Raw genomic sequence first — 23,826 nt, 5'->3', positions numbered from 1 at the left:
ATGACGGAATCCAAACAGGTCACCGGCCTTTCACCAGACCACCTTACTCACATTGAAGACCATCTTGATCGTCGCTATATCCAGCCGGGGAAATTGCCCGGCGCGCTGACTCTGGTGGCGCGGCGTGGGGAAATTGCCTATCTGAAAGCTCAGGGGCTGATGGATGTGGAGCGCAACAAGCCAGTCTGCCGGGATACGGTGTTCCGCATTTATTCCATGACCAAGCCGATTACGTCTATCGCCATGATGCAGCTCTATGAGCAGGGGCGGTTTTTGCTGGATGATCCCGTACACAAGTATATTCCGGCCTGGAAAAACCTGCGGGTTTACAAAAGCGGTGTCTATCCCAACTTCCTGACCACACCTGCAACCAGCACCATGACCATTCGCGACCTGTTCACCCATATGTCAGGCCTGACCTACGGGTTCATGAACCGCACCAACGTTGACGCCGCCTACCGGGAGCTGAAGCTGGATGGCAGCCGGAATATGACACTGGAAGCGCTGGTCGGTCATCTGGCGGAACTGCCGCTGGAGTTCTCACCGGGTACCGCCTGGAACTATTCGGTCAGCACGGATGTGCTGGGGTATCTGGTGCAGTTGCTGGCTGATCAGCCGTTTGATGAGTATCTGCGCGAACATATCTTTGAACCTTTGGCCATGCCCGACACCGGCTTCCATGTTCGTGACGATCAGCTTGACCGTTTCGCCGCCTGCTATCAGTACGATCCTGTCGATCAGTTCAAGCTGCAGGACGATCCGCAGACCTCCCCTTTCCGGGACAAAAGGAAGTTTCTGTCTGGCGGCGGCGGGCTGGTTTCCACCATTGACGATTATTTCCACTTTGCCCAGGCACTCTGTCAGGGCGGCGAGTTTGGTGGGCGGCGGATTATTGGCCGAAAGACGCTGGAATTCATGCGTCGCAATCATCTGCCCGGCAATCAGGACCTGCCTGGCCTCTCTGTCGGTGCGTTCAGCGAAACACCTTACGCCGGGAGTGGCTTCGGTCTGGGCTTTTCGGTAAAGACTGACGTCGCCAAATCCCAGATCAACGGATCGGTCGGCGAGTATGGTTGGGGTGGCATGGCGAGCACCAACTTTTTTATCGATCCGGTGGAGGAGCTGGTGGTGATCTTCATGACGCAACTGATCCCCTCATCGACCTACCCGATCCGTCAGGAATTGCGGGCTATTGTTAATGGGGCGTTGGTTTAGAGGTTTCCAACCAGGAGCAGGGAGACCGAAACTGGTCCGGGGTTCTGGAGTGAGGCAGTCCAACCGTCGCTGCTCACTCGCGGCCCGGTGGTTTTAAAAGCGCGCAGGCCCCGGCCAACAGAAGAAACAGGGCGGCCGGCACATAGAGGAGCCCATAGCCGGACATGCCGACGGCAGACTGGCTGACCATCAACAAAGCACAGAATCCATACACGATGGGTCGAGTTCGAGTCCGCTTCATGGACCAAGCCAGCATGGCGATCATCAAGGGGATGACCAGAAACAGAAAAAATTCGACTTTGCCCCGCCATTCCAGCTGCAACCGTGCCGGCTCCGCCACACTCCGACTGTAGTCCGTGGTGCCATCGGCCAGTCGCTGTACCGATATTTGAATGGTTTCCGGTTGCCAACCGATATGGAAATACAGGGCAGAGGCCAGCACCGCCAGAATACTGGCAATTAGCGCCCCGTGCTCCAGGGAAGTTGGGCGAAATGGGCGTGGGTGAAATCTGAAAACGGCGATGCGTACCGTGGTAATAAGCATCAGGCCAAGCGCGGCGACCGCGCCGAAGCCCGCCAGGTACCATAACACCTTGATTAGAATCACCCCTGCACTCCCCCTACCGATTGCTCGTCAAAGATGCGGCTGCATTCCGGATATATAGCTACACGATGACAAAGGTCAATGGGTTCACCGCTCAACTGCCGCGGCCATCAAGGGAGCGATCTGTTCATCCGTCAGCGCTGGACTGACTTCCATCCGCATCAGGTCGTTCCACCAGGGCGACACCTTCTGGTGGTTTACCACCGGTCTCCAGAAACTGACCGCCCTATCCCCGCTTCGACGTCCAGCGATGAGGTCTCGGAGATGTCTTAACGGAACATTCGACGAATCCGTCCATTCACGAAATGGCAAAAGCACCTGCGTTCAGCGCACGTTGTCTGAGATGACGCCGCTTGACCCAAACAGTCGCGGCTTTTGGTCCCACCACCAGTCTCGCGTAATCGTCGGGGGGCAGTCTCAGCCAGGATTGAGGTTCGTAGTCTTCGCCGTCAACGGTGAGTGTTCCATCAACCACCAGCATTTCGAAGCCCCCGGGGTCGCCGACCCTGACCGACGCCTCAGGGGCTATGGTTTCTAGTTGAACCGTCTCCCGTTCATCTTCGAACAAGGGTGAGACGGCTACATCCGGCCTCTCGGGATCGGTTATGCGACCGATTCGGTTGGTATCGATCCTGACGAACGTGCGATCGGCAGGATCAAACTGGTGCAGTTTCACGAACATCAGGCAGCCCTGCTCTGCCCCGGGCGTATGGCGTGACGTCGGCGGGTTGCGCACGTAGGTTCCCGCCGGATAATCGCCATGCTCGTCCTGGAAAACCCCATGCAGGATCAGGAACTCTTCACCGCCGTCATGGGTGTGGGGTGAGAATGCACTGCCTTTCGCGTAGCGCACCAGGGATGTGGCTCGCGCCACCTCGTCGCCAATCCGATCGAGCATCCGCCGTTCGACACCGGGCATGGGGGACGGAATCCAGTCCTGGCGCGCTCCGTGAACCACTGCGCGTTTGTTGAAATCCGCATTGATCAGCATAGGATGCCGTTCCCCCACCCGGTCGCGAAATCCAGTCTATTCACGCGGAAGGCGGCCAGACGAAGTCGGGCCGCAGACCCTCATAAACGGGACGACCATCATCAGGACGAGGCGTGCCCGTGGACTCGTCAAAAAACGCATGGTAAGTCGGGGGCAGGCTCTCTGGATCGTACCCCATAAGGTTCGGAACAATCGCTCGGATTCGTCTTTGCTTGTCATCCAGCATGATGGGTGTGCCACACGTTGCGCAGGTACACAGCTCGAGTGGTCCATCCGGATTCTGATCGTTGAAAGGTTGTCGGTTCAGGCCTTCCCGATTGTCCACTGTCAGGTCACGGTGGTTGAAGAAGACGACATGGGTCGAATCTTGCCCGGTGACACGTTTACAGACAGAACAATGGCAGATGTGGTTGTCTATCGGATCATTACTTGAATGGGTGTGGATATGATCACAACCCCCGGCATATTTCTTTGACATGGCTCCTTCCCCTCTTGTTGAGGTTATACGCCGTGGATCCCCGGAAAGGGATCCTGAGACTCAAAGTATGGAACCTTGCAGCGTATGCCACAAGGTCGGTGAAAACCGGGAAGGACCTATTTTTTTAGCCCGACGATGGGTGAGAGAAAGAGTAAATAGAGATGCGCCGTCAACGGCCCAGGTATTTCCGATAAAACATCAGAGGCTTATCCGTCTCAACAGGCTGGTCGATGTCTTTCCAGGGAAAGGTTGCCTGAATCTCCGGCATTGGGTTGTAACCGAAGCGTTTCCAAACCGGATGGAGTGGCTGGTAGTCCTTCGGTTTCAGTGGGTGGTTCTCCGGCCGCTGCACGGCGCAGAATACACTGAGGGTCTTGCCCAGTTGGCGGGCGTGAGCCTCCCGCTCATCGAAAAAGGCCCGATACAGGCCATGGCCGCGGTAGTCCGGCAGCAACACGGATTCGGCGCAGTAAAATACTGAATTGATATCCAGCCCGGCCTCGACCAGCGGCTGGCGAAACTCCTCGGTTTCGTCGGTCATGGCCAGGCCCGTCGAGGCGCCGATGACCCGGTCGCCGTCCAACGCCAATACGCAGACCGCTGTGCCGGACTCCACATAGGTTTGCAGGTAATCGCGCTCGTATTCCAGTGAGCCATCGTAGAGGTAGGGGAAGTCGCGAAAGACCCGAATGCGCAGCTCAGCCACCGCCTGGAGCCAAGGATTCAATTCGCTACCGGTTACGACCAGGGTGCGCAGGTAATTTGGCGTCATTGGTAGCCTCTTTGTCCGGTGTTGATTGGGGGCTATTCTACCAATTTCATGCTGGTGGTCATCAGGCCGTGGACACCACAGTTACCAACAAGACCGATTATGGCAATTTGCGACCCACCCTGCGGAAACGAAGTTGTTGAAAGCCCACCAACACGGGAGGATCATGGAATTTAAACCACGCTCTGTCGCCCGACAGCAAGCCTGCGGCAGGGCTTTCGTCCCTCTTTGAAAGAAGGAGTGAGACCATGGCCTTCGCACTGTCCAGCATGAAGGTAACCTGCCCCGACTTCGGTCCGGATGGCCAGCTCCACACCCGGCATACAGGAGAAGGCGCCGACCTCTCACCCGCCTTGTCCTGGAGCGGTGCGCCCAAGGGAACCCAATCCTATGCGGTAATCTGTCACGACCCCGACGCTCCGCAGGTGAAAAACGGCGCCTACGGCTTTGTGCACTGGGTACTGTACAACTTGCCGACCTCGACACCCCATCTGGACGAGGGCACGGAAAAAGGCACCCGGGGCACCAACGATTTCGGAACCAGTGGCTATGGCGGCCCCATGCCTCCCAAGGGCCATGGCCGACATCATTATTATTTCTGGGTGTTGGCCCTGGACGAGCAACTGGACCTGCCTGCCGGCCTCAGCCTGGGCGAATTTCTCGAAAAGGTGGAGCCTCATTTGATGGGCATGAACCGGTTGGTGGGCGTCTTTCAGCGCGGCTGATCATTCAGATGCTGATCCAGAACCTCGAAGAAATGATTCAGCTTTAGCGGTTTGGTCAGATAATCGTCGAAACCAGCGGCCTTTCCCCGGTGGATGTCCTCCGGCAAGGCATAAGCGCTCATGGCGATAATGGGTATGCCTGCCAGTTCCGGTTTCGCCTTCAGTATCTCCATTACCTGAAAGCCGTCCATACCAGGCATGCTAAGGTCGAGCAGGATAATCGCCGGCTTGAGTGTGGAAGCCAGCTCAATGCCTCTTTCCGGAGTATCTGCTGCCACCATCCGGGCCCTGCCGTGCCGGCGGACAAATTGCTCCACCAGTTTGAGATTGACGGGGTTGTCCTCGATGTATAACACAATGTCTGATCGTGGCTCTCGTGCACCGGTGTCAGCTGCAGGCTTCTCCGCCGAGGTTTCTGGTGGGGGAGCCTTTGGCTGGCACTCGGGCAGCTCTATCCAGAAGGTACTGCCAACGCCTACCTCGCTGCTTATCCCCAGCGTCCCATCCATGGCTTCGACAATCTGCCGGGTAATGGTCAGCCCGATGCCTGTGCCTTCGATGCTGCTGTCCTCTTTCTCGAGACGATTAAAGGGTGTGGACAATCCGGGTAAATCCTCAGGGTCAATGCCCGGCCCTGTATCAGTAACAGAGAGTCGCACCCGATTGTCACCGTTGTGTTGAACTCGCTTAACATCCACGGTGACCTCGCCGCCCACGTGGTTGTACTTGATGGCATTGGAGGCCAGGTTCAGCAGCACCTGTTTCAGGCGAGTACGGTCAGCTTTCACACTCAGGCATTCGGTGGCGTTAAGGCGGCATTGTATTTCACGTTCTTCGGCCAGAGGCCGTACCAGTCCCAGCACGTCTTCAATGGACGTGGTGACCTGCACCGGCTCCAGTGACACGTCTATCTGCCCAGCCTCCACCCGCGCCAGATCCAGAACCTCGTTGATCAGTTCAAGCAGATGATGACCGGCTTTGATGATTTCATCGACACTGCTCCAGTGACTTTCGGACAGAGCAGGATCGGCTTTCATTATCTGACTGAAACCAAGAATTGCGTTCATCGGGGTACGCAACTCGTGGCTCATGTTGGACAGAAACCGGGATTTTGCCCTGCTCGCCTGCTCGGCCAGATCCCGAGTCTGGTTCAGCTCTTTGTTAAGCCTGTCCCGCTGAACCGCCCGGAACAGGCTCCAATAAATGTACTTCTCCCCCGGCCCGTCAGTTACGGCATTAACCACCACAGGAATGTGCCTGTCATCGGAGCTGAGGACCTCTAGCAGAATCTCTTCGACTTTCCCTTCATGCTTGAGCATCGGCAGAATAAAACTGTCGAGAATGATGCAGGATGCGGGCGTCAGCAAAGAAGCGAGGGAGTGTCCGAGCAAGGAGCCGCTGTTGAAACCCAGCCGGTTATAAAAATAGCGGTTCGCAAACACGATTTTGCGCTCACCGGGCGTACCCGGGCCCGTAGTCACCATGCAACCACAGGGGAACTCTTCAGGGCCGGGGTCGGAAAATTCCTGCATTCAGCGCCTCCGGTCACCGCAGAAGTGCTCGATACGGTCCGCTACGTCGGCAGGGTGAGTCATGTGGAGGCAGTGGCCTTCTCCCCTGATCAACGAAAACGTACTTCCGGGCATCCGCTCATGCATATAATGACCAATCCTTTGATCGGCCAAAGCGTCAGTTTCGCTCTGCAGGATCAGCGCGGGATGCTTTGAGTCGGGAAGAATGTGGCGATAATCCGAAAAGAACGTGGCCCGGGCGAAAACCCTGGCAGCTCTGATATCGGTTGAACAGAAGGTTTTGGCCAGATCATCAATCATATCCTGTGGTGCCTCGCGTCCCATGACCAGCGGGGCCAGGAAGCTGGCCCACCCCAGATAATTCCTCTCCATCAAGTCGAGGAGCTCCTGGAGATCTTCCTGTTCAAAGCCGCCCAGGTAGTCGGGGGGTATGTTCAGAAAACAGGGAGACGGACAGATCATCACCAGCCGCTCAAAGAGGGCCGGATTTGCCTGGCATGCAAGAAGGCCGATCATGCTGCTTACCGAATGGCCCACGAGAATCACGTCCTGAAGCTCAAGCGCCTCACAAATATCCGTGACGTCCCTCGCATAGCCTCCCAGTGACCTGTAGCGATCCGCGTCAAACGCCGATATATCCGAGCCGCCTGAGCCGACATAATCAAAAAGCACCAGCGTGTAATGCTCCGGCAATCGCGGCACCAGGTACCTCCACATGGTCTGATCGCAACCAAACCCATTGGCAAGCATCATGGTGCGAGCACCATCCCCGATCAGGTGGACGTTGTTCCTGCGGACAACTTTCTGGCGGTTCATCAGCCACTCCTTGTGCCGATGGCTCAAGTCGGGCACCTTTGATTTAAGCATAGTCCCCAGGGAATAGAGCGTCCAAGGCGGAAATGGGGAACCAGAAAAGCGGGGCCGGGGCAGCAAGGACAGCCAACTCCGATAATTATGGCCCCTGGTTCACCCAGTCCGGCTTCTCGGCAAGCCGCTCTACCAGAAAATCCAGTAACGCGCGCAGCGCTGGCGGCATTTGCCGGCGGCTGCCATAGAGCGCATGGATGCCCAACGCCTGCGTTTGATACTCGGGCAACAGCTGCACCAGCGCCCCCGAGCGTAGCAGCGCGCTAACCGAGTAAAGCGGCTGCTGGCTGATGCCCGCGTCCGCCAGCGTGGCTTCCAGCAGCACCATGGATTCGTTAGCGCTGAGGTTGCCGTTGACGGCGACAGCGAAGGGCTCGCCGTCGCGCTTGAATTTCCAGGTGCTGCGGCCGAAATAGGCGTAGCTCAGGCAATTGTGCTGGGCCAGATCCTCGGGCCGCTGCGGGGTGCCGTGGCGCTTGAGATAGGCCGGCGTGGCGCACACCGCCGAGCGGCATACCCCGAGTTGGCGGGCGATCAGATTGGGGGCCAGTTGATTGGTGATGCGCAGTGCCAGGTCGACCCGCGCCTCGACCAGATTGACCGCCTGACTGCCGATCAGCAGATCGATGCCGACCTGCGGATACAGGGCGATGAACTCGTTCAACGCCTGCACCAACCAGGCCTGGGCGAACGACTGGCTGCAGGCGATGCGCAGGTTGCCGCGCGGGACGGTGTCGCCGCTCGAACTGATGCCCTGCATGGTTTCGGCCACCGCGAGCATTTCCCGGCACTGCGGCAACAGCTGTTCACCGGTGCCGGTCAGGCTCAGCTTGCGCGTGCTGCGATGCAACAGACGCGCGCCGACCCAGGTTTCCAGCTCCCCGAGATAGCGCGAGATCATCGCCCGCGACATCTCCAGCGCCTCGGCAGCCGCGGTTTGGCTGCCCCTCTCCACCACTTCGACAAATACCCGGGTTGCCGTCAGACGATCCATTATTCGCTCGATATACGCAATAAACCTGCTCAGTTTATGGGGTTTTTTGCAACAATTGAAGCAACTAATATCTCTCCACCACTAAAGAAACGGAGGTCAGCATGTCCACTACCCGTATTGTCCGCCAACTCGTCGCCGGCGCCGCTTTGCTCGCCAGTGCCTGCACCGCCCTGGCGCAACCGCTCAGCGTCGAGGTGTACAACCCCGGCGAAAGCGCCATCTTCCCGGTCACTTCGACGTTGATCAGCGGCGAGCGCGACGCGATCCTGATCGATGCCCAGTTTTCCACTCGCGAAGCCCGGGAGTTGGTCGAGCGCATCCAGGCCAGCGGCAAAAACCTGACCACCATTTTCATCAGCCACGGCGACCCGGATTTTTACTTCGGCCTCGACACCCTGACCCGCGCCTACCCTGAAGCCATGGTGCTGGCAACGCCAGAGACCGTCGCTTATATCGAGAAAAGCCGCGAGCCCAAGCTGGCGTACTGGGGGCCGATCCTCAAGGACACCGCACCGGAGCGCACCATTGTGCCGGAAATCCTGCAAGGCGATAGCCTGACTCTGGAAGGGCAAAGCCTGCAGTTGGTCGGCCACGATCCCAAGCACACCAGCTTGTGGATCCCCAGCATCAAAACCGTGGTCGGCGGGGTGCTCACCTACGCCAACATCCACCCCTGGATCGCCGATGCGCAGACCGTCGAGGCGCGCCAGTCCTGGCTCAAATCCCTCGACCAGCTCGAAGCCCTGCAACCGACCACGCTGATCCCCGGCCATTACCTGGGCCAGCCCAAGCTGAACCTGGACGACCTGCGCTTTACCCGCGACTACCTGCTGACTCTGGAAGCCGAGTTGCCGAAAGCCAAGGACAGCGAAAGCCTGATCGCGGCGATGAAAGCCAGGTACCCGGCATTGCTCGACGACAGCAGCCTCGAACTGAGCGCCAAGGTGCTCAAGGGCGAGATGCAGTGGCCGTAATGCCAAAGAACTGACTCGGGTTTCGCTGGTTTTTCGGCAAGGTGATCAGCCCCAGCGAAAACCGGGACAGGATTATCTTCGACGATAAAGAATAGATCTGTTCCGGATTCAATGATCCAATGATTTAATAGTGGGTGAACTCAAGCCAACCATTGGTCAGTAAACCCGGCTTTGATGCCAATTCTGTAGCGTACTCGGTAGGTGTGTTATGACTTCCTCATTTCCCCGTTCACCCTACGCCCTTGCCCTGCTGGTTTTTCTCGGCTTTTCCGGTTTTCTTGTGGCCAGCGAGTGCGAGATGGACGAAACCGATCGGGCTTTGCTGAATCGCGTCAATGAAGCTCGCAGCCAGCCCCGGCAATGCGGCGACCAGGACTTTGACGCAGCAGAGCCGCTGTCCTGGAACTGCAAGCTCGAGGATGCCGCCCGGGCCCATTCGGAGGATATGGCAGAGCTGGAATTCTTTAGTCATACCGGCCCTGAAGGTGTTCAAACCGGCAAGCGGGTGAATGACAGGGGTTACAGCTGGTCGGCGGTGGGTGAAAATATCGCAGCAGGCCAGCAGTCTGTCGATGACGTCGTTGATGGATGGCTCTCAAGCCCGGGACACTGCGCCAATTTAATGAGTGCCGAATTCACCGAAATGGGCGCGGCAAGGATCGACGCGCCAGGCTCGCAATATTCCCCTTTCTGGACCCAGGTTTTTGCCCGGCCGCGTTAGCCCGGATTTCCCTCATTTACGAAAAATTTACGTGCTTTTCGCGGCATGTCGTCAATACTGAACGAAGTACGCGACGTTATCGGGCGGGTCCCGGGCGAACCAGCGGGGAAGGCTGAATCGATGATTCTCAATCAACCCAAGCACCGTCATTATGACGTTATTATCCTCGGTAGCGGTCCCGCCGGCATCACCACGGCGCTTGAGTTGTCCAAAGAGTCTTCCCTTAAAATCGCCGTCATCGAGAGCGGATTGCTGGAGCCACACCCAACCATCCAGACCCTGGCCAGCGTCCAGTTACATGGCGATTTGCCAGACTTTTACTTTCCCATGCACACGCAACGTTGCTTTGGCGGCACCTCCACCATCTGGGGCGGGTTTTGTGCCGTGCTGGAGAAGAGAGCCTTCACAGCTCAAGCGTGGCCTGTCCCCTATCAGGAAATAAACCGTTGGTACCCAGCTGCCGCCCGCATTCTCGAGCTGCCAAACGACGCCTATCGCCAACCGATGGTGGCCATTGAAGGAACATCGGAGCTGGTTTACAAGCCCTTCTACCTGAGCCCGCCGGTCCGGTTTAGTAAAAAGTACCATTCGTTCTTCCAACACCATCCTCGCGTTGACCTGATACTTGGCACCACCGGTCTCCGCCTCAAAACGCGGGGGCGCACCGTCACTGCTCTGGAACTGCAAGACTCACTGGCGCCCCTGCTCTCACCAACGCTCGTGTCGGCAGACACCTTTGTGCTTGCCTGTGGTGGGGTGGGCAATCCGCGGTTGCTGCAGCTCTCTGATATTGTTGCGCCAATGCCCGTCGGACTGGGCCTGATGGAGCATCCACACATCTACGCGGTGGCGGACATGTACCTGGACCGGGACAGGCTCCCGGTGGGCATCGAAGACGATCCTCGCGTGGTACACGCACTCCAGTTATCAGACAGTTATTGCCTCGAGAATGGCGTGCTGTCTTTCAGCGCTGATTTCAATCTGAAACAGACGACCCCAGCCGTGCTGCTGGGCACGCGGCGCGAGATGCTTTATACCCCGGTCGCCATTCGGGCCGAGATTGCCCCGGATTCCAGGAATTCCGTACGTGACAGCGACCAGCGCAATTACCTTGGACTCCCCATGCCGCGGGTTGATTTCCACTACCGTTACCATGATCTGGCGCGTGAGAGTTGGCACTTGTTCGGCAAGGCACTACTGCGCTCGGGGTTGGGACGCCCCTCTGTCCTGCAGCCCGAATTCAGGGTGCATGATGGCGGACACCTGATGGGCACCACACGAATGGGGCTGTCTGCGGCCGATTCCGTGGTCGACAGCAACTGCCGCGTGCACACGACGGATAACCTCTACGTGGCCGGGTCGTCGGTTTTTCCTGCCGGCGGCGCCTCCAACCCGACCTACACCATTGTGGCAATGGCGTTGCGCCTGGGCGCGCATCTTGCCAGCACTTTAAAAGGAAAGGCTCATGGATAGGCGCACCTTGCTCGCCGGTCTCAGCGCTACGGCGATATGGCTCAGCATCAGCGGTTGCGCGCGGCTTGCGCCCAACGGGCGTCCCTCTGAGAACGGCGACATAGCCGCGCCCACAACGCCACTCAGTGAACAACTTGCGGAGCTCGCAGACCCACTGTTCCGCGATTACTCGGCGGGCAGGTCTGTAGACGCGCTTCACTCAGAGCTGGCGCACAAAGGCGTGATCTCAACACACCACGGAATAGACCATAACAAGGTAATCAACCTGGCGCGTCATGAGCCGCTCATTATCTATAAAGGCTTTTACTACACGCAGACCGAACTCGAGTTGTACGCCCTGGCATACCTGCAGAGGTGGCACTGATCAGTTACGAATCCGATTCACAGTTCATCCACTGAGGACTGGGACCGTCGAAATTGCAGGATTCTTGCGTTTGTCGGCGCGGGTGGTTCACAGGTGCGGTGCTGAGCAAGTAGGGCCTGCTGAAGAGCGAGAAGTGAGTCGCGCATCATGGTCTGAATATCCAGTAGTGCCTTCATGGGACTGCCGGCTATCCGGCGCCGGGCATCGATCACAAACTGAAGGCCCCGCAACCGGCGTTGATTGCACTTCGAACTGCGGCGAATACAGTCGTCAATCAATGTCGCGCGCAATCTCTCAAAGCCTTCCGGGTCACGCTGGAGCAGATCCCTGAGCTCATCAAACGTGGGCACATCCATAACTTTCCTCCTTTCCTGGATTCAAGCAGTCAGTGCGGCACCTTTTGTAATTTAAGCTGCTGTATCCCGCGTTCGCCAGCCTGGAAACTAGGGGCAATCGGCTATCAGTTTCCCGGACACACCCAATTACATCCGTGTCATTCCTTGGGGTCCAACTTATCCTTGATCATCCTTGTAGGCTCGCCTGTCCTCATCCTGAGGTTAGACGGCCGGGAAACTGATAGCCGATCGCTTACTGCTATACCCGTGATGTAAAATATTAGCCATACTGATGTGCAGTTTCTGTACGGTATCCAACAGAGACGGGGATTCATTCACAGATCGGAGAACGCTATGGCAGGTGGTTGGTCACGGGATGGCGCCGTTCAGGATCAAATCGACGCGAGCGTTGAAGATGAAGTGCAACGCGCACGGAGCCAGTTGGCTATGGGTGAGAGCGCCGTCCATTGTGAAGAGTGTGACTGTGCTATTCCGGAAGCGCGCCGCAAAGCGATTCCCGGCGTCCGGCTTTGCGTTGAGTGTCAATCCGCTCTCGAAAAGCAGGAAACTTCTTCACGCGGTATTAATCGCCGTGGCAGCAAGGACAGTCAACTCCGGTAATTTACTGCAGCACCTTCCCTTCTGGCTAACCAGGAGCTCCTCTATTGCCGAGTTACCTGGATTTACAGGCTGCAGTCTTTGCGGTTCTCCTCAACAAACCCCATGACGCTATCGGCCGTAAGCTTGAACGTTGGCGATATATCCATTCCCGCGCTCTTTAACCCCTTCGCAGCCCATTTGTTACTGGTATTGAGTAAGTGGTACCGGCCTTCGCCATCGTAGAACTGGCTGTCACCATAGATTCCACGCTTGAGTTCCATCAGGTTGTTGGCGGCATCCCGGGCAAGGCTGTTGGACAGGTAGCGCGTCAGGGATTCGGCTTCTTCAGCGTTCAGGCAAGTGTCGACAACATTTGTCCCGGGGAAGTACTCATCAGGAGAAACCGGCAATGCCACAACGTGTACCACGGCTCCCTGCGACCAGAGGATGGCCTGAAGCGTCACCCCTGTTGTGATCTCACTGGCTTGGTAGAACCCCGCATCGCCCCACCCTAGTTCGTAATACTCTGCTCCTGAAAACCGCTCCTTCAGATCCGGGATCACCGGGTTGAGTTCTTCAGCGGCGATAGCGAGCCCCACATGCCAGCCATGGCTCACAACGTACAGTCTGCTCGTCCGAGAGCTGTCAGTTAGGACATCCGGCTCAACGATATGGGGTTTTCCGGAGCATCCGTAAATGGCGAACAACACGAACAGTAGGCCAATTGCTTTCATCCTGATGCCCCATTGAGTGAGACTGCAGTAACCTACACTATCAGAGAAATTAAAGGGGCCGGAAAAGTTTCCGAGCCGGATGCCGCGAGGAAAGGCGTCGCCTCGGCGTTGCTGGAGGAAGTGGCGAGGCGGTTGTCGGGATCGTCTTCCGGCAGCGCTTCTAGCGTGCCTATGACAGCAAGATGCCAATAGGCACACACTCTGTTAGACTCGCGTCATGAAGCAAATTAACTGGAATGCGGAAAAGAATCAGCAGTTGATGAGCGAACGTGGGGTTTCTTTCGAAGATGTTCTGTTCGCCCTTCAATCTGGTGGTTTACTTGATGATGGACCTCACCCCAACAGGGACAAGTATCCGAACCAGCGTTTATTTGTAGTTCGGATTGATGACTACGCCTGGTTGGTACCGTACGTTGAGAATGACAGGGAATTCTTTTTCAAGACAATTATTCCCAGTCGCAAGGCCACCAAGAAATTTCTAGGGGGGTAGTATGGCCAAAACCAAATTAGATTCTGAAGAGCAAGAGCTGCTTGAAGCATATGAATCCGGGGAGTTTGAATCGGACCTGGACGATGACCGCCGGGAGTATCTCACCAAGGCGGCAGAAGAAACGTTCAAGAAAGACAAGCGGATCAATATCCGAATCTCCAGCCGGGATCTGGAGGCACTTCAGCGCCGTGCGTTGGAAGAGGGGCTTCCTTACCAGTCTCTGGTCTCCAGTGTCTTACACAAGTATGTTTCGGGTGGTCTCAAGGACATTTCTGCTAACAAACCTGGCCAGCGGACGCGCTAACGCGCGTCGCTGCCACAAAGAACGCCCCATGCACATTCCATTCTGGCTAACCACCGCCCTGCTCTTCCCGGTTCTGCTGTATCAGGGCAAACGGGCCCGGAAGAATACGCCCCGGCTGCCTGAAGCCCAGGGTGTCCCATCCGGCCAGTACGGCGAGGGCTTGCCGGATTTGCGTCTTCTGGTCATCGGCGAATCCACGGCGGCCGGCGTGGGGGTATCCAGCCATGAGCAGGGTCTTGCGAGCCAACTGGCGCTGCAACTGCAGGAGCGAACAGGCCAAACCGTTTCCTGGTACACCTTTGGCGTGAACGGCATCCGTATGGATCAGCTCAACCGAAAACTGGCCAGCATGGAGCTACCACAGGCCGATGTGGTTCTGCTAAGCATGGGCGTCAACGACACCACCGGCTTCACACCCAGGTATCGGTTCCGGCGGCAACTGCTGGCGCTTCGCGACATGCTCGCCCCACGTTACCCGGGGCCGGTTTACCTGCTCAGCGTGCCGCCCATGCACCTGTTTACAGCGTTGCCCTCCCCGCTTCGACACATCATCGGGTGGCGGGCCCGGCAGCTGAATCGGGTCTATGAGCAACTGGCCAGGCAGGCACCCGGGGATTTCCAATACCGGGGTTACCCGGCGATCACCGATGCTTCACTTCTGGCCAGTGATGGCTATCATCCAAGTGACAGGGGCTACCGGGCCATTGCGGAAGTTCTGGCTGGTGACAACTGGCTTCCGGATCAGCCGCGCCCATAACTTCTCAATGCCGGTGCCGCAGTTTCCCCAGGCGTTGTAGCATCGCCCCGACAAACTCTCGCCGCGCTTGGCGCTGATCCCGGCTTACCTGCTCAATATCAATGCCTCCCAGCCCATTCTGATATCTGGGCGGTATGCATCCGCCGAGTGACTCGTCGACTCTCCGGTCTGTCACGTCATCATTGTCGCGGCGCGCAAAAGGAAGACCGCCGTGAAAGTACTTCATCTCTTCTGAAATCAACATGTCTCTGACCTCCATACGCCGCACCTGATAGCGGTGCGTCGTGGTTATCTCGTGAGTTCAGGTACATGCTAATATTGTTCTTAACTGCAAACTATTCCATAAATGCGAGTACAGACTTTGCAAAAACGAACAGGCAAGCAATCCGATAAGTCTTCTGTCGCTGAGCAGAAAACCCGGAGTCATCTGGCGTGGAGTGACTTTGAGACCGTACTCGCAGTCGCGAATGCGGGCTCCCTCTCCGGCGCTTCACGGGCACTGGGGGTTAGTCACGCTACGGTTTTCCGGCGGCTGGGTGATATTGAACAGCGTCTGGGGGTGACTCTCTTTGAGAGGAGCCGGACCGGTTATCGGCCAACGCTTGCGGGGGAAGAACTTGCCGACACGGGCAGGATTATGGACGAGGCCGCCCTGGCCGCCGAACGTAAAGTCGCCGGTCGTGACCTGGAGCCCAGTGGAGAGATCTGGACCACCACAACGGACTCCCTGCTGATGGGGCTGTTGGCGCCTCTGTTCACGCAATTCCGGCATAAATATCCTGGCATCGTGCTGGACGTTGCTGTCTCCAACCAGTTGTTCAACCTCACGCGTAGGGAAGCGGACGTCGCCATTCGTCCGTCCAACCGTCCCCCTGAAAATCTGATTGGCCGACCGCTGACCACCATTGGCCAGGCCGTCTACGGACACCGAAGTCTCGGCCTGACCCCGGGTGCGCCCATCGAATCCCTTGTCAGCCAGCCCTGGATTGGCGCCGGGCCACGACTACAGGATTCAGCGCTGAACCAGTGGATGGACAATAACGCGCTGAAGGAAGCCTGCGTCTACCGTGTGGATACTCTGGTCAGCATTCTCAGCGCTATTCGCTCTGGTATGGGGCTGGCCGTGCTGCCCTGTTATCTGGCGGACGGAGATCCCGACATTATCCAGCTCACCGACCCCATCCCCGAGTTGGAATACGGCCTGTGGTTTCTGATGCACCCGGACCTGCGAGGCGTGGTGAGGATTCATGCGCTGATGGACTTTCTCACGGAAACCATCCGGGCACAGCAACAGCGCCTGGCCGGGCGACCTTTACGCTAGCTTGGCGTTATGTGCGACAATCCAACCCGGCCCATAACATCACTCTGGACAGGTGTCGGCCCATGGCAGCTTTATATCATCTCGCAACACCCCTGCCCGAGGCCGAGCGCAATGCCAGACTCTACCGGGGCGAGCTGATCGTTTTTCGCGGTTTTGCTGCGATGGCTCAGCTGACCGATCGGTTGCGCGCGTATTGCATCCGCTATTTTGGCAAGGATCCGACCGGTGCCCACCTATCGATGTCCTCCATCGAAATCGAACACGCCGTCGAGGCGTTGCGCGCTGCAATCAGAAAGGACAGCGACGTGGATCTGGCGTGGCGGCAAGCGCTGTCTGCGATCAATACGGATCTGGACGAGACCTACGGCGACGGCGCTGTCATTCGTGTCCAGCCACCCCAATCGGGTGCACAAGGCGAGCGAACCGAACCGCTTCGCGCCCACAGGGACACCTGGGGCTCCAATCTACCGGCACAGGTCAATTGGTGGGCGCCACTCTACGACACGACGCCAGAGAGAACGCTCGCGCTTTTCCCCGGCTTTTTTACGCGGATCGTCGAGAACAACAGTGCCGACTGGAATTTTCAGGAGATGGTGCAGGCGCACCGGACGAAAAGCACTCCCGTTTATCCGCTTCTGCCGACGGCGACCGAAGCACCGGGCTGGGACGACGCCCTGGTGGTCAGTCTGTTACCGGGTGATCTCCTGTGCTTTTCAGGTGCCCACCTGCACGCAAGCGTTCCCAACACAACGAATCTGACACGGCTGTCTTTTGAAACACGGACGGTGAACCGCCGTGATATGGCTGCGGGTTCGGGCGCGCCCAATGTGGATGGTTCGGCGCCGTTCATGACTTCCCAGATTTTTCGTAACCTCATCAGTGGGCAGAAGCTGGGGGAGCTGGATCGTATTTCCGAGGCGGATGCGGGCGAAAACGAATGAATGAAACGCCTGCAAAGTCTTGACGATTCTTTGATGCCAGGTGCCTGGTAACAAGGCACGGTATGTTTATTGTGTCGGCATATTTTACAACCTCGCAATGACAGGCTCTTATCCGGCTTTCCCCCACTCTGTTTTCACGAAACTTCTTACCCTGTGGCGTTCATTTTGCTGCAACTCTCATGTCGGGTACTGAGAGGGTTTGACCATGACATGGATATCAAACAGGGCAGGAATCCTGGCTCTGGCAGTCGCATTGCATGGTTGTAGTCCGTCAGGGCCCTCATCTGACGATTCAGGTGATGTTGCCGGTGATCAGTTAGTGACACTTTCCGGGCGGGCTGCCGTTGGCGCCCCAATCGCCAACGCACCGGTTGATGCACGATGTGACGGTGGGCAAAGCTTTATCGAATCCGTAACCACTGATGATTCCGGTGGGTTTCTGGGGCAGGTGGAGAATTCTGCTTTACCTTGTGCCTTGCGGGTGACTGGCGACGGTGAGGATAAAATCCTGCACAGCTATGCCAATTCGGAAGGCATCATCAACATTACCCCGTTTACGGATTTGATCATTGCCTTGTCCGCGTCCAGGGCGCCAATGGACTGGTTTGAACAAGATGAGCATGCGTCGACCGTAGGTAGCCTGAATCAGGCCAAAGAGGAGTTTCTGGGCGCGCTACGGAAGGCAAACTATAACCTGCCGGACGACGGATTTGATCCATTCAAGTCCAGCTTCGAGATCAACGATGCCGTGGACCAGCTGCTTGATGTTTTTTCCGCAGCAGTGAGAGACATGACCAATGTGACTGGCTATCAGGCATTTGTAGACCTGATCTCAAGTGGAAACCTTGGGGTCATTCCCCCAGCACCAACACCAACACCTCCAGAGGATGATGACTCAGGAAGCGGCGATGGTACTGGCGGTTCTGATGACGGTGGTGGTGATGACAGCGCTGGTGATGGCGGGTCTGACGACGGTAGTGGCGATGACAGCACTGGCGATGACGGGTCTGATGACGGTAGTGGCGATGACAGCACTGGCGATGACGGGTCTGATGACGGTAGTGGCGATGACGATGACGATGATAAAGACGATGACGATGATAAAGGTAAACGTAAAGGTCTGACTGATATCATACTCGGTTAATAGTGCTTTTTGATTTACCCTCGCGGACCGGTCTCCGGATACGATAACGTCTAAACTGGCCCTGGATCGGAGAACCACCGTGACCATCGCCGTCTGGTTTGTGTTGATCGGAAGCCTGTTGATCATGATGGGTTTGCGGTCATCCATGCTGCAGCGTTTCAATCTGACACAGCCCATGGTTTACCTGGCGGTTGGGGTAGTGCTCGGGCCGACGGTGTTTGGTGCCTTCCATTTCAATCCCCTGAAAGAAGCACATTTGCTGGAAGTGCTCGCCGAAGTTGCGGTGCTGGTGTCGCTGTTTATCGCCGGCATGAAAATGCCCCTGCCGTTCCATTGGCGGGAGTGGCGTGCTCCGGTACGACTCGCCTTCCTGTCCATGACCATCAGTGTCGCCCTGACCGCGGCGTTTGCTCATTACGTGCTTGCCCTGCCTCTGGGCGCGGCTATTCTGCTCGGCGGCATTCTCGCGCCCACCGATCCCGTGCTGGCAACGGAGGTTCAGGTTCGCCACGTGGGCGACAAAGACCCTTTACGATTCACCCTGACCAGTGAAGCTGGCATGAATGATGGCAGTGCCTTCCCGTTCATCATGCTGGGACTGGCCCTGATGAACGCTCCGGCCAGTGTCGAACTGCTGGGCGCCTGGGTGCTGAAGGACGTCTTGTGGTCGACGCTGTCAGCGCTGGGGGTCGGGCTGGTGTTGGGACAGATGTTGGCGCGAATTGTCCAGAAGCAGCGCCTCCAGGACAGCGAAGGCCCATTGCTGGACGACTTTCTGGGGCTCGGCTTGATCGGTGTGGTCTATGGTGCCTGCCTGGCACTCCAGGCCTGGGGATTTCTGGCGGTGTTTGTGGCGGCTATTTCGCTTCGGCAAACAGAACTCAAGCTGGCGGGTATGGATGCCACCAGCAATAACGCACACGCGGTACCGGAATCTTCGGGTCACACCGCAATGCCGACGCCGCAGCACAGCCCCCAGGTGTCCGAAGGGGCTCTGCTTTTCAAGGAACCCCTGGAGCGGTTGTCTGAGCTGGTACTCGTTGTGTTGCTGGGTGGGATGCTGTTTCTTGACTCCTGGAGTTTCAGAGCGGTCGGCCTGGCGCTGTTCCTGTTTCTGGTTGTTCGCCCGGTCAGCGTCTTCCTCGGCCTGCTTGGCTCTGGAACGCCCCTCAGGCTGCAGATGCTGGTCGGCTGGTTCGGCGTGCGCGGCATCGGCTCGATCTATTACCTGATGTTCGCGATCGTCTTTGGGTTGCCGGAAGAGGTGGACGTCGAGTTCATCCACATTACACTGGTTGTTGTCGTGCTCTCGATCATCATCCATGGGCTGACCGTCAGGCCGATCATCCTGAAATGGTGGCCGTAGATTTCGCAACAAAACCGAGGAAGCCGCCCATGAAGCACGTAGCCATCATCACCGGCGCCAGCCGCGGAATCGGAGCCGCCACGGCAAAGCTGCTGGCATCGAAGGGTTACGCGGTGTGCGTGAATTACCGCTCCCGAGTTGAGCAGGCTGAGGCGGTGGTAGCAGGGATTGTCGCCGACGGCGGAACCGCCCTCGCCTTTCAGGCCGATGTGAGCCAGGAGCCGGACGTCATCGCGTTGTTCGATGCCACGGAGCAGGCGTTTGGACCGGTAACCGCTTTGGTGAATAACGTTGGCGCGTTGTTTACCCAATCGCGATTGATGGATATGGACGTCGAGCGCTTTAACCGGGTGATGACCACCAATGTCACCAGTTGCTTCCTCTGCTGCCGCGAGGCCATGCGGCGGATGCCCGACGGCGGCGCTATCGTGAACGTGTCTTCCCTCGCCGCCCGTACCGGCTCCCCTTTCGAATACGTGGATTACGCGGCATCAAAGGCCGCCATGGACGCGATGACCAAGGGGTTGTCTACCGAGGCGGCAGAGAGGAAGATTCGTGTAAACGGCGTCCGCCCCGGATTTATTCATACCGACATCCACGCCGATGGCGGCGAACCCGGCCGAGTTGAACGGCTGATGCCCTCCATTCCCCTCAAACGCGGCGGTCAACCGGAAGAAGTGGCCCATACCATTGCCTGGTTGCTATCCGACGAGGCTTCGTATGTGACCGGGTCGCTGCTCGATGTTGCCGGGGGTCGATAGGCCACTACAGAACTCTCAATCATGCCGGCGAAGGGCAAAGCCTTTGTGACTGGATCCTGACCACACAGTTTTTTATCTTTAGCTTTTTGTTATCTTGCTTGTAGTATCAAACATGGGCCAGCCGTCGTCATTTGAAGCGCTGGCTCTTCCCGACCCATTGATGGCACAAGGAGGGATTCGCCATGCATGCACCGTTGAAAATCTCGCTGATCAGTATTCTTTTCACCACCGGCATTTTGCTGCAAGGCTGTTCCGATAGCAGTGAGGAAGAAGAACCCATGGCGCAGGACCAGGCGACCATGGATGATAGCGAAGGAGCGACCGAAAATCCGTCCACTGAACGCGCGAGTGCACCGGCAAACGCGGAGGTCACAATACTTAGCCCAAGGGACGGGGACTCCGTCACCAGTCCGGTGACTGTGGAATTCGGCCTGGAAGGTATGGAGGTCGCCGAGGCAGGCACCGACAAGGAAAATACCGGCCATCACCATCTTTTGGTCGATCTGGACACTCTGCCACCCATGGATGCGCCGTTGCCGTCAACGGATCAGGTTATTCACTTCGGCGGCGGCCAAACCAGTACCGAGCTGGAATTAGAGCCGGGCGAACATACCCTGCAATTGCTATTGGGCGACTACATGCACGTGCCCCACGAGCCACCCGTCATGTCGGAAAAGATCACGGTTACCGTGGAATAACCTACATTCAGGGCCAGATAATCGCGGGCGGCGGGATGCCCGAACCAACGGCAAGGAGCATTTTGACATGAAGCAGATACAACCTGATTTGTGGCAAACAGAGACGGAGAACCCCATCCCGGGTCTGACGACCCATGCCTACCTGCTCACCCGGGATGATGGGAACGTGCTCTTTTACAACACCAGCCATCGGCATGAAATAGACAACATGGCAGAGCTTGGTGGCGTGGCGTACCAGTATCTGAGTCACCAGGACGAGTTGGGCGAAACGCTGAAGCTGATTCGCGAGCGATTCAACACCAGGTTGGGCGGCCATGAGAATGAACTGGCCAAGTTCGCCCCTATCTGTACTCCGGATATTCTATTCGACAAGCGCGAAGTTCACCTGGGCAATGTCGAAGTGATCCCTACCCCGGGACACACCCCGGGAAGCACGTGCTTCCTTGTGGAGTCCCCTCATGGCAAACGCTATCTTTTCACAGGCGACACGCTGTATCCGGGCAAAGATGGAACCTGGCAAGCCGGGCTCATTCCTGGCTACAGTGATCGGGATACTTTGATTGAGAGTCTGAAAATCCTCCGGGAACTGGAACCGGATGTCGTGCTCTCCAGTGCATTTGGTGGCGATCCCGGTTTTCAGGAAATACAGCGTACTGACTGGCGTGGCCATGTTGACCGGGCCCTGGCAAAGTTGATTGCTCAGGGGTAAAACCAGGAAACGTTTAACACGGAGGTTCTGAATGAAAACACTCGGACTGATCGGCGGGATGAGCTGGGAATCAACCCAGACCTATTACCGGTTAATCAATCAAAAAGTGCGGGAGCAACTGGGTGGCCTGCATTCCGCCAGGCTTGTTCTCTACAGCGTGGATTTTGCAGAAATTGAGGCGCTTCAGCATCAGGGCGATTGGGCCGCAACGGCTGAGATTCTGGGCGCGGCAGCCCGCTCAGTGGAATCCGCAGGTGCGGATTTTCTCGTCATTTGCACCAACACCATGCACAAGGTTGCCCCCCAAATCGAAGAAGCTGTCTCTATTCCCCTCCTCCATATCGCGGATGCCACCGCCAATGCACTCATCAAGGACGGGGTCACGTCCGTGGGATTGCTTGGCACAAGGTTCACGATGGAGCAGGCATTTTACCGGGAACGGCTCCAGGCGCGTGGCATCAACGTTATCGTGCCCGACGAAGCCCAGAGAGACGTTGTTCATTCCGTTATTTATGAAGAGCTGTGCCGGGGAGTGATCAACCCTGACTCAAAGGCCGCGTACCTTGAAGTGGTTTCGTCCCTGGCTGATAGCGGAGCCCAGGGGGTGATATTGGGCTGTACCGAAATCGGGCTGCTGATTCAGGAGGCAGATACAGCGGTGAAGCTGTACGACACCACGGAAATCCATGCGGATTACGCTGTCCAGCTTGCCTTGGGAACTCAGGTTCAGTCCGAATAGTCCCATTTCAAGCGGGATAAACAATTGCCTATTCCGAAGGAAGCCACTATGCCACACAGCTTTTCACAACGAATTGCCCCCTACGTCGAGGCAGAACTGGCGGATGCCGTGCAAGCCAGATCAGTTGGTAACCCGCAGCAGGAGTTTACCCATCTGGAGCGGGCCCATGTGATTGGGCAGGAATCCACGTACTGGCACGTTAAGGTTCATGTGTTGATGCTGGTATGGGCCGTTCGCAATCACTCTGTTCGTGAAGCGCTCGGTCAGGTCTTGCGGATTGTTGGCGCTGCGACAAAAACTGCGTTTGGGCTAGTCCCCCAGGGCAATACGGGTGGCGCCAATGTCAGCCCGTTCAGGAAAATGCCGATCGCACCGGAATTGGCTGCGCTGATTCAAAAGGCCAGGTCCGGGGTATGAATTGGGTCAGGCAGGCCCACTGACAGGCAGAGTGAATACATCATGCTCCATGCCCGGCTGATATTTGAAAGGCAGTGGCTCCATGTTGCGCTCCTGGCTGCCTTGCTCGCCGGAATGTGGCTGGTCACCAGATACCATGGCGTCAATACAGGGCAGTATTGGGGAGTCACCACGCCATTCTGGCTTTGGTTCGCTATCGGTATTGCGATAACCCATCAGGTGTATGTGTGGTTCTGCTGGAGAACGCAGTTACATGCGTCCTGGCTCACGCGCATGTTCGGTAAGCTTGGGTTTCCCTTGTATGCCGTTGGATTTTCAGTCCTGGGCATTATGCGAGTTGCTGCTGTCTTTATGGTCGCGCTTTCGAACCAGGGTACGTTGCCGGGCAATGCCACCGCGCTGCAAATCCTCGCCTTGATTCTGCTGCTTCCTGCGTTATATCTGTTCTATTCAGTGAAACGCTACTTTGGGTTCAGGCGGGCGTTTGGAATCGATCATTTCGACAATCGTTACCGGCCCATGCCGTTTGAGCGCAGAGGCATTTTCCGGTTCACCAGTAATGGCATGTATATCTATGGATTTCTCCTCCTATGGGTTCCCGCCCTTTGGTGGACTTCACTGGCCGCGCTGTGTGTTGCTGCGTTTAACCATCTGTATATATGGGTGCACTATCATGCGACTGAGGTTCCGGATATGAAACGCATATACGGTGAAATGCCGAAGCAGGTATAGCGCAGGTTTTTGTCAGGCATAAGATCACTCGACCTGAAAATCCACCGTCACAATTCCTCTGGAAAAGCGAC

Annotated in this window: 30 protein-coding genes and 1 pseudogene; 20 read left to right on the top strand and 11 right to left on the bottom strand. The window is 57.1% G+C overall.

All coding sequences use genetic code 11. The annotated features are described in order from the left end of the window. Entirely contained in the window at positions 1-1,215 is a 1,215-nt protein-coding gene (locus tag ACJO5Y_RS00310; RefSeq protein ID WP_406984191.1) for a serine hydrolase domain-containing protein, read from the top strand. A 73-nt stretch (positions 1,216-1,288) separates the two neighbouring features. Here ACJO5Y_RS00310 and ACJO5Y_RS00305 read toward each other — a convergent pair whose 3' ends face one another. The 5 genes and pseudogenes from ACJO5Y_RS00305 to ACJO5Y_RS00285 all read right to left on the bottom strand — a co-directional run bounded on the left by ACJO5Y_RS00305 (position 1,289) and on the right by ACJO5Y_RS00285 (position 4,060). Continuing rightward, positions 1,289-1,822, bottom strand: a complete 534-nt coding sequence (locus ACJO5Y_RS00305; RefSeq protein ID WP_406984190.1) for a hypothetical protein — start codon at positions 1,820-1,822, stop codon at positions 1,289-1,291. An 84-nt stretch (positions 1,823-1,906) separates the two neighbouring features. Beyond that, a pseudogene (locus tag ACJO5Y_RS00300) lies at positions 1,907-1,993 on the bottom strand (DUF3303 domain-containing protein); the annotation flags it as partial. A 124-nt stretch (positions 1,994-2,117) separates the two neighbouring features. Continuing rightward, positions 2,118-2,810, bottom strand: coding sequence for a cupin domain-containing protein (locus ACJO5Y_RS00295; protein ID WP_406984189.1), 693 nt, complete (start codon positions 2,808-2,810; stop codon positions 2,118-2,120). A 40-nt stretch (positions 2,811-2,850) separates the two neighbouring features. Further along, positions 2,851-3,288 carry a GFA family protein gene (locus ACJO5Y_RS00290; protein WP_406984188.1) on the bottom strand — a complete coding sequence of 146 codons (438 nt, stop codon included), beginning with the start codon at positions 3,286-3,288 and terminating at the stop codon, positions 2,851-2,853. A gap of 169 nt (positions 3,289-3,457) precedes the next feature. Further along, a complete protein-coding gene (locus ACJO5Y_RS00285) occupies positions 3,458-4,060 on the bottom strand; it encodes a GNAT family N-acetyltransferase (RefSeq protein WP_406984187.1) in 603 nt (200 codons plus the stop codon). 245 nt (positions 4,061-4,305) lie between these two features. Here ACJO5Y_RS00285 and ACJO5Y_RS00280 point away from each other — a divergent pair, with 245 nt between their 5' ends. After that, positions 4,306-4,782, top strand: a complete 477-nt coding sequence (locus ACJO5Y_RS00280; protein WP_406984186.1) for a YbhB/YbcL family Raf kinase inhibitor-like protein — start codon at positions 4,306-4,308, stop codon at positions 4,780-4,782. Here ACJO5Y_RS00280 and ACJO5Y_RS00275 read toward each other — a convergent pair. From ACJO5Y_RS00275 to ACJO5Y_RS00265, 3 genes are all read right to left on the bottom strand, one after another. After that, the gene (locus ACJO5Y_RS00275; protein WP_406984185.1) at positions 4,770-6,314 is read right to left on the bottom strand and encodes an ATP-binding protein; all 1,545 of its coding nucleotides are present in this window, start codon (positions 6,312-6,314) and stop codon (positions 4,770-4,772) included. The two genes, ACJO5Y_RS00280 and ACJO5Y_RS00275, sit on opposite strands and share 13 nt — an antisense overlap. After that, complete coding sequence (locus tag ACJO5Y_RS00270) at positions 6,315-7,130, bottom strand: alpha/beta fold hydrolase (protein ID WP_406984184.1); 816 nt, start codon at positions 7,128-7,130, stop codon at positions 6,315-6,317. It lies immediately after the preceding gene. A gap of 136 nt (positions 7,131-7,266) precedes the next feature. After that, positions 7,267-8,175 carry a LysR family transcriptional regulator gene (locus tag ACJO5Y_RS00265; RefSeq protein WP_406984183.1) on the bottom strand — a complete coding sequence of 303 codons (909 nt, stop codon included), beginning with the start codon at positions 8,173-8,175 and terminating at the stop codon, positions 7,267-7,269. A gap of 101 nt (positions 8,176-8,276) precedes the next feature. On the opposite strand from ACJO5Y_RS00265, the gene ACJO5Y_RS00260 reads away from it, so the two are divergent. From ACJO5Y_RS00260 to ACJO5Y_RS00245, 4 genes are all read left to right on the top strand, one after another. Next, complete coding sequence (locus ACJO5Y_RS00260) at positions 8,277-9,149, top strand: MBL fold metallo-hydrolase (protein ID WP_406984182.1); 873 nt, start codon at positions 8,277-8,279, stop codon at positions 9,147-9,149. A gap of 208 nt (positions 9,150-9,357) precedes the next feature. Then, a complete protein-coding gene (locus ACJO5Y_RS00255) occupies positions 9,358-9,870 on the top strand; it encodes a CAP domain-containing protein (protein WP_406984181.1) in 513 nt (170 codons plus the stop codon). Between the two features lie 120 nt (positions 9,871-9,990). Then, the gene (locus ACJO5Y_RS00250) at positions 9,991-11,343 is read left to right on the top strand and encodes a GMC oxidoreductase (RefSeq protein WP_406984180.1); all 1,353 of its coding nucleotides are present in this window, start codon (positions 9,991-9,993) and stop codon (positions 11,341-11,343) included. Further along, positions 11,336-11,707, top strand: coding sequence for a hypothetical protein (locus tag ACJO5Y_RS00245; RefSeq protein WP_406984179.1), 372 nt, complete (start codon positions 11,336-11,338; stop codon positions 11,705-11,707). The genes ACJO5Y_RS00250 and ACJO5Y_RS00245 overlap by 8 nt, the downstream gene beginning before the upstream one ends. Positions 11,708-11,724: 17 nt before the next feature. Here ACJO5Y_RS00245 and ACJO5Y_RS00240 read toward each other — a convergent pair whose 3' ends face one another. Next, positions 11,725-12,063 carry a DUF3135 domain-containing protein gene (locus ACJO5Y_RS00240; protein ID WP_406984178.1) on the bottom strand — a complete coding sequence of 113 codons (339 nt, stop codon included), beginning with the start codon at positions 12,061-12,063 and terminating at the stop codon, positions 11,725-11,727. A 333-nt stretch (positions 12,064-12,396) separates the two neighbouring features. Here ACJO5Y_RS00240 and ACJO5Y_RS00235 point away from each other — a divergent pair, with 333 nt between their 5' ends. Beyond that, positions 12,397-12,663, top strand: coding sequence for a DksA/TraR family C4-type zinc finger protein (locus ACJO5Y_RS00235; RefSeq protein ID WP_406984177.1), 267 nt, complete (start codon positions 12,397-12,399; stop codon positions 12,661-12,663). A gap of 62 nt (positions 12,664-12,725) precedes the next feature. Here the strand turns inward: ACJO5Y_RS00235 and ACJO5Y_RS00230 are convergent, their stop codons facing one another. After that, positions 12,726-13,376, bottom strand: a complete 651-nt coding sequence (locus tag ACJO5Y_RS00230; protein WP_406984176.1) for a TIGR02117 family protein — start codon at positions 13,374-13,376, stop codon at positions 12,726-12,728. A gap of 217 nt (positions 13,377-13,593) precedes the next feature. Here ACJO5Y_RS00230 and ACJO5Y_RS00225 point away from each other — a divergent pair, with 217 nt between their 5' ends. Genes ACJO5Y_RS00225 through ACJO5Y_RS00215 form a run of 3 tightly spaced genes read left to right on the top strand, consistent with a single transcriptional unit; the run spans position 13,594 to position 14,927 of the window. Continuing rightward, positions 13,594-13,866, top strand: a complete 273-nt coding sequence (locus ACJO5Y_RS00225; protein ID WP_406984175.1) for a BrnT family toxin — start codon at positions 13,594-13,596, stop codon at positions 13,864-13,866. 1 nt (position 13,867) lies between these two features. Continuing rightward, positions 13,868-14,170: a CopG family antitoxin gene (locus ACJO5Y_RS00220; RefSeq protein ID WP_406984174.1), complete on the top strand. Its 303-nt coding sequence runs from the start codon at positions 13,868-13,870 to the stop codon at positions 14,168-14,170. Positions 14,171-14,198: 28 nt separating this feature from the next. After that, positions 14,199-14,927 carry an SGNH/GDSL hydrolase family protein gene (locus ACJO5Y_RS00215; protein ID WP_406984173.1) on the top strand — a complete coding sequence of 243 codons (729 nt, stop codon included), beginning with the start codon at positions 14,199-14,201 and terminating at the stop codon, positions 14,925-14,927. 4 nt (positions 14,928-14,931) lie between these two features. On the opposite strand, the gene ACJO5Y_RS00210 is transcribed toward ACJO5Y_RS00215, so the two are convergent. Beyond that, on the bottom strand, positions 14,932-15,171 hold the full coding sequence (locus ACJO5Y_RS00210; protein ID WP_406984172.1) for a hypothetical protein: 240 nt from the start codon (positions 15,169-15,171) through the stop codon (positions 14,932-14,934). 117 nt (positions 15,172-15,288) lie between these two features. Between ACJO5Y_RS00210 and ACJO5Y_RS00205 the strand changes: the two genes are divergently transcribed. From ACJO5Y_RS00205 to ACJO5Y_RS00160, 10 genes are all read left to right on the top strand, one after another. Continuing rightward, a complete protein-coding gene (locus ACJO5Y_RS00205; protein WP_406984171.1) occupies positions 15,289-16,248 on the top strand; it encodes a LysR family transcriptional regulator in 960 nt (319 codons plus the stop codon). A 62-nt stretch (positions 16,249-16,310) separates the two neighbouring features. After that, positions 16,311-17,189, top strand: a complete 879-nt coding sequence (locus ACJO5Y_RS00200) for a phytanoyl-CoA dioxygenase family protein (RefSeq protein WP_406984170.1) — start codon at positions 16,311-16,313, stop codon at positions 17,187-17,189. Between the two features lie 319 nt (positions 17,190-17,508). After that, positions 17,509-18,333 (top strand): hypothetical protein, encoded by an 825-nt coding sequence (locus ACJO5Y_RS00195; RefSeq protein WP_406984169.1) that lies wholly within the window; start codon positions 17,509-17,511, stop codon positions 18,331-18,333. Between the two features lie 79 nt (positions 18,334-18,412). Beyond that, positions 18,413-19,699: a cation:proton antiporter gene (locus ACJO5Y_RS00190; RefSeq protein ID WP_406984168.1), complete on the top strand. Its 1,287-nt coding sequence runs from the start codon at positions 18,413-18,415 to the stop codon at positions 19,697-19,699. A gap of 29 nt (positions 19,700-19,728) precedes the next feature. Next, the gene (locus ACJO5Y_RS00185; RefSeq protein WP_406984167.1) at positions 19,729-20,460 is read left to right on the top strand and encodes a glucose 1-dehydrogenase; all 732 of its coding nucleotides are present in this window, start codon (positions 19,729-19,731) and stop codon (positions 20,458-20,460) included. A 299-nt stretch (positions 20,461-20,759) separates the two neighbouring features. Next, positions 20,760-21,158, top strand: coding sequence for a DUF4399 domain-containing protein (locus tag ACJO5Y_RS00180; protein WP_406984485.1), 399 nt, complete (start codon positions 20,760-20,762; stop codon positions 21,156-21,158). Positions 21,159-21,225: 67 nt separating this feature from the next. After that, a complete protein-coding gene (locus ACJO5Y_RS00175) occupies positions 21,226-21,867 on the top strand; it encodes an MBL fold metallo-hydrolase (protein WP_406984166.1) in 642 nt (213 codons plus the stop codon). A gap of 31 nt (positions 21,868-21,898) precedes the next feature. Continuing rightward, complete coding sequence (locus ACJO5Y_RS00170) at positions 21,899-22,606, top strand: aspartate/glutamate racemase family protein (RefSeq protein WP_406984165.1); 708 nt, start codon at positions 21,899-21,901, stop codon at positions 22,604-22,606. Positions 22,607-22,654: 48 nt separating this feature from the next. Beyond that, a complete protein-coding gene (locus tag ACJO5Y_RS00165) occupies positions 22,655-23,023 on the top strand; it encodes a DUF3703 domain-containing protein (protein ID WP_406984164.1) in 369 nt (122 codons plus the stop codon). A gap of 42 nt (positions 23,024-23,065) precedes the next feature. Then, positions 23,066-23,755, top strand: a complete 690-nt coding sequence (locus ACJO5Y_RS00160; RefSeq protein ID WP_406984163.1) for a methyltransferase — start codon at positions 23,066-23,068, stop codon at positions 23,753-23,755. Positions 23,756-23,826: the final 71 nt, after the last annotated feature.

Source organism: Marinobacter alkalisoli (assembly GCF_045449855.1).
Classification (GTDB): domain Bacteria; phylum Pseudomonadota; class Gammaproteobacteria; order Pseudomonadales; family Oleiphilaceae; genus Marinobacter.
The sequence above is the reverse complement of the archived record's forward strand: the minus strand, read 5'-3'. Positions and strand labels throughout refer to the sequence as shown.

Bases quoted from the DNA above. Each gene is read 5' to 3' on its own strand.
- ACJO5Y_RS00170 (WP_406984165.1), top strand. From the start codon at position 21,899: ATGAAAACACTCGGACTGATCGGCGGGATGAGCTGGGAATCAACCCAG.
- ACJO5Y_RS00225 (WP_406984175.1), top strand. From the start codon at position 13,594: ATGAAGCAAATTAACTGGAATGCGGAAAAGAATCAGCAGTTGATGAGC.
- ACJO5Y_RS00270 (WP_406984184.1), bottom strand. From the start codon at position 7,130: ATGAACCGCCAGAAAGTTGTCCGCAGGAACAACGTCCACCTGATCGGG.
- ACJO5Y_RS00290 (WP_406984188.1), bottom strand. From the start codon at position 3,288: ATGTCAAAGAAATATGCCGGGGGTTGTGATCATATCCACACCCATTCA.
- ACJO5Y_RS00200 (WP_406984170.1), top strand. From the start codon at position 16,311: ATGGCAGCTTTATATCATCTCGCAACACCCCTGCCCGAGGCCGAGCGC.
- ACJO5Y_RS00220 (WP_406984174.1), top strand. From the start codon at position 13,868: ATGGCCAAAACCAAATTAGATTCTGAAGAGCAAGAGCTGCTTGAAGCA.
- ACJO5Y_RS00250 (WP_406984180.1), top strand. From the start codon at position 9,991: ATGATTCTCAATCAACCCAAGCACCGTCATTATGACGTTATTATCCTC.
- ACJO5Y_RS00285 (WP_406984187.1), bottom strand. From the start codon at position 4,060: ATGACGCCAAATTACCTGCGCACCCTGGTCGTAACCGGTAGCGAATTG.
- ACJO5Y_RS00165 (WP_406984164.1), top strand. From the start codon at position 22,655: ATGCCACACAGCTTTTCACAACGAATTGCCCCCTACGTCGAGGCAGAA.
- ACJO5Y_RS00180 (WP_406984485.1), top strand. From the start codon at position 20,760: ATGGATGATAGCGAAGGAGCGACCGAAAATCCGTCCACTGAACGCGCG.
- ACJO5Y_RS00185 (WP_406984167.1), top strand. From the start codon at position 19,729: ATGAAGCACGTAGCCATCATCACCGGCGCCAGCCGCGGAATCGGAGCC.
- ACJO5Y_RS00210 (WP_406984172.1), bottom strand. From the start codon at position 15,171: ATGTTGATTTCAGAAGAGATGAAGTACTTTCACGGCGGTCTTCCTTTT.
- ACJO5Y_RS00230 (WP_406984176.1), bottom strand. From the start codon at position 13,376: ATGAAAGCAATTGGCCTACTGTTCGTGTTGTTCGCCATTTACGGATGC.
- ACJO5Y_RS00275 (WP_406984185.1), bottom strand. From the start codon at position 6,314: ATGCAGGAATTTTCCGACCCCGGCCCTGAAGAGTTCCCCTGTGGTTGC.
- ACJO5Y_RS00280 (WP_406984186.1), top strand. From the start codon at position 4,306: ATGGCCTTCGCACTGTCCAGCATGAAGGTAACCTGCCCCGACTTCGGT.
- ACJO5Y_RS00235 (WP_406984177.1), top strand. From the start codon at position 12,397: ATGGCAGGTGGTTGGTCACGGGATGGCGCCGTTCAGGATCAAATCGAC.
- ACJO5Y_RS00255 (WP_406984181.1), top strand. From the start codon at position 9,358: ATGACTTCCTCATTTCCCCGTTCACCCTACGCCCTTGCCCTGCTGGTT.
- ACJO5Y_RS00265 (WP_406984183.1), bottom strand. From the start codon at position 8,175: ATGGATCGTCTGACGGCAACCCGGGTATTTGTCGAAGTGGTGGAGAGG.
- ACJO5Y_RS00260 (WP_406984182.1), top strand. From the start codon at position 8,277: ATGTCCACTACCCGTATTGTCCGCCAACTCGTCGCCGGCGCCGCTTTG.
- ACJO5Y_RS00240 (WP_406984178.1), bottom strand. From the start codon at position 12,063: ATGGATGTGCCCACGTTTGATGAGCTCAGGGATCTGCTCCAGCGTGAC.
- ACJO5Y_RS00295 (WP_406984189.1), bottom strand. From the start codon at position 2,810: ATGCTGATCAATGCGGATTTCAACAAACGCGCAGTGGTTCACGGAGCG.
- ACJO5Y_RS00175 (WP_406984166.1), top strand. From the start codon at position 21,226: ATGAAGCAGATACAACCTGATTTGTGGCAAACAGAGACGGAGAACCCC.
- ACJO5Y_RS00310 (WP_406984191.1), top strand. From the start codon at position 1: ATGACGGAATCCAAACAGGTCACCGGCCTTTCACCAGACCACCTTACT.
- ACJO5Y_RS00215 (WP_406984173.1), top strand. From the start codon at position 14,199: ATGCACATTCCATTCTGGCTAACCACCGCCCTGCTCTTCCCGGTTCTG.
- ACJO5Y_RS00245 (WP_406984179.1), top strand. From the start codon at position 11,336: ATGGATAGGCGCACCTTGCTCGCCGGTCTCAGCGCTACGGCGATATGG.
- ACJO5Y_RS00160 (WP_406984163.1), top strand. From the start codon at position 23,066: ATGCTCCATGCCCGGCTGATATTTGAAAGGCAGTGGCTCCATGTTGCG.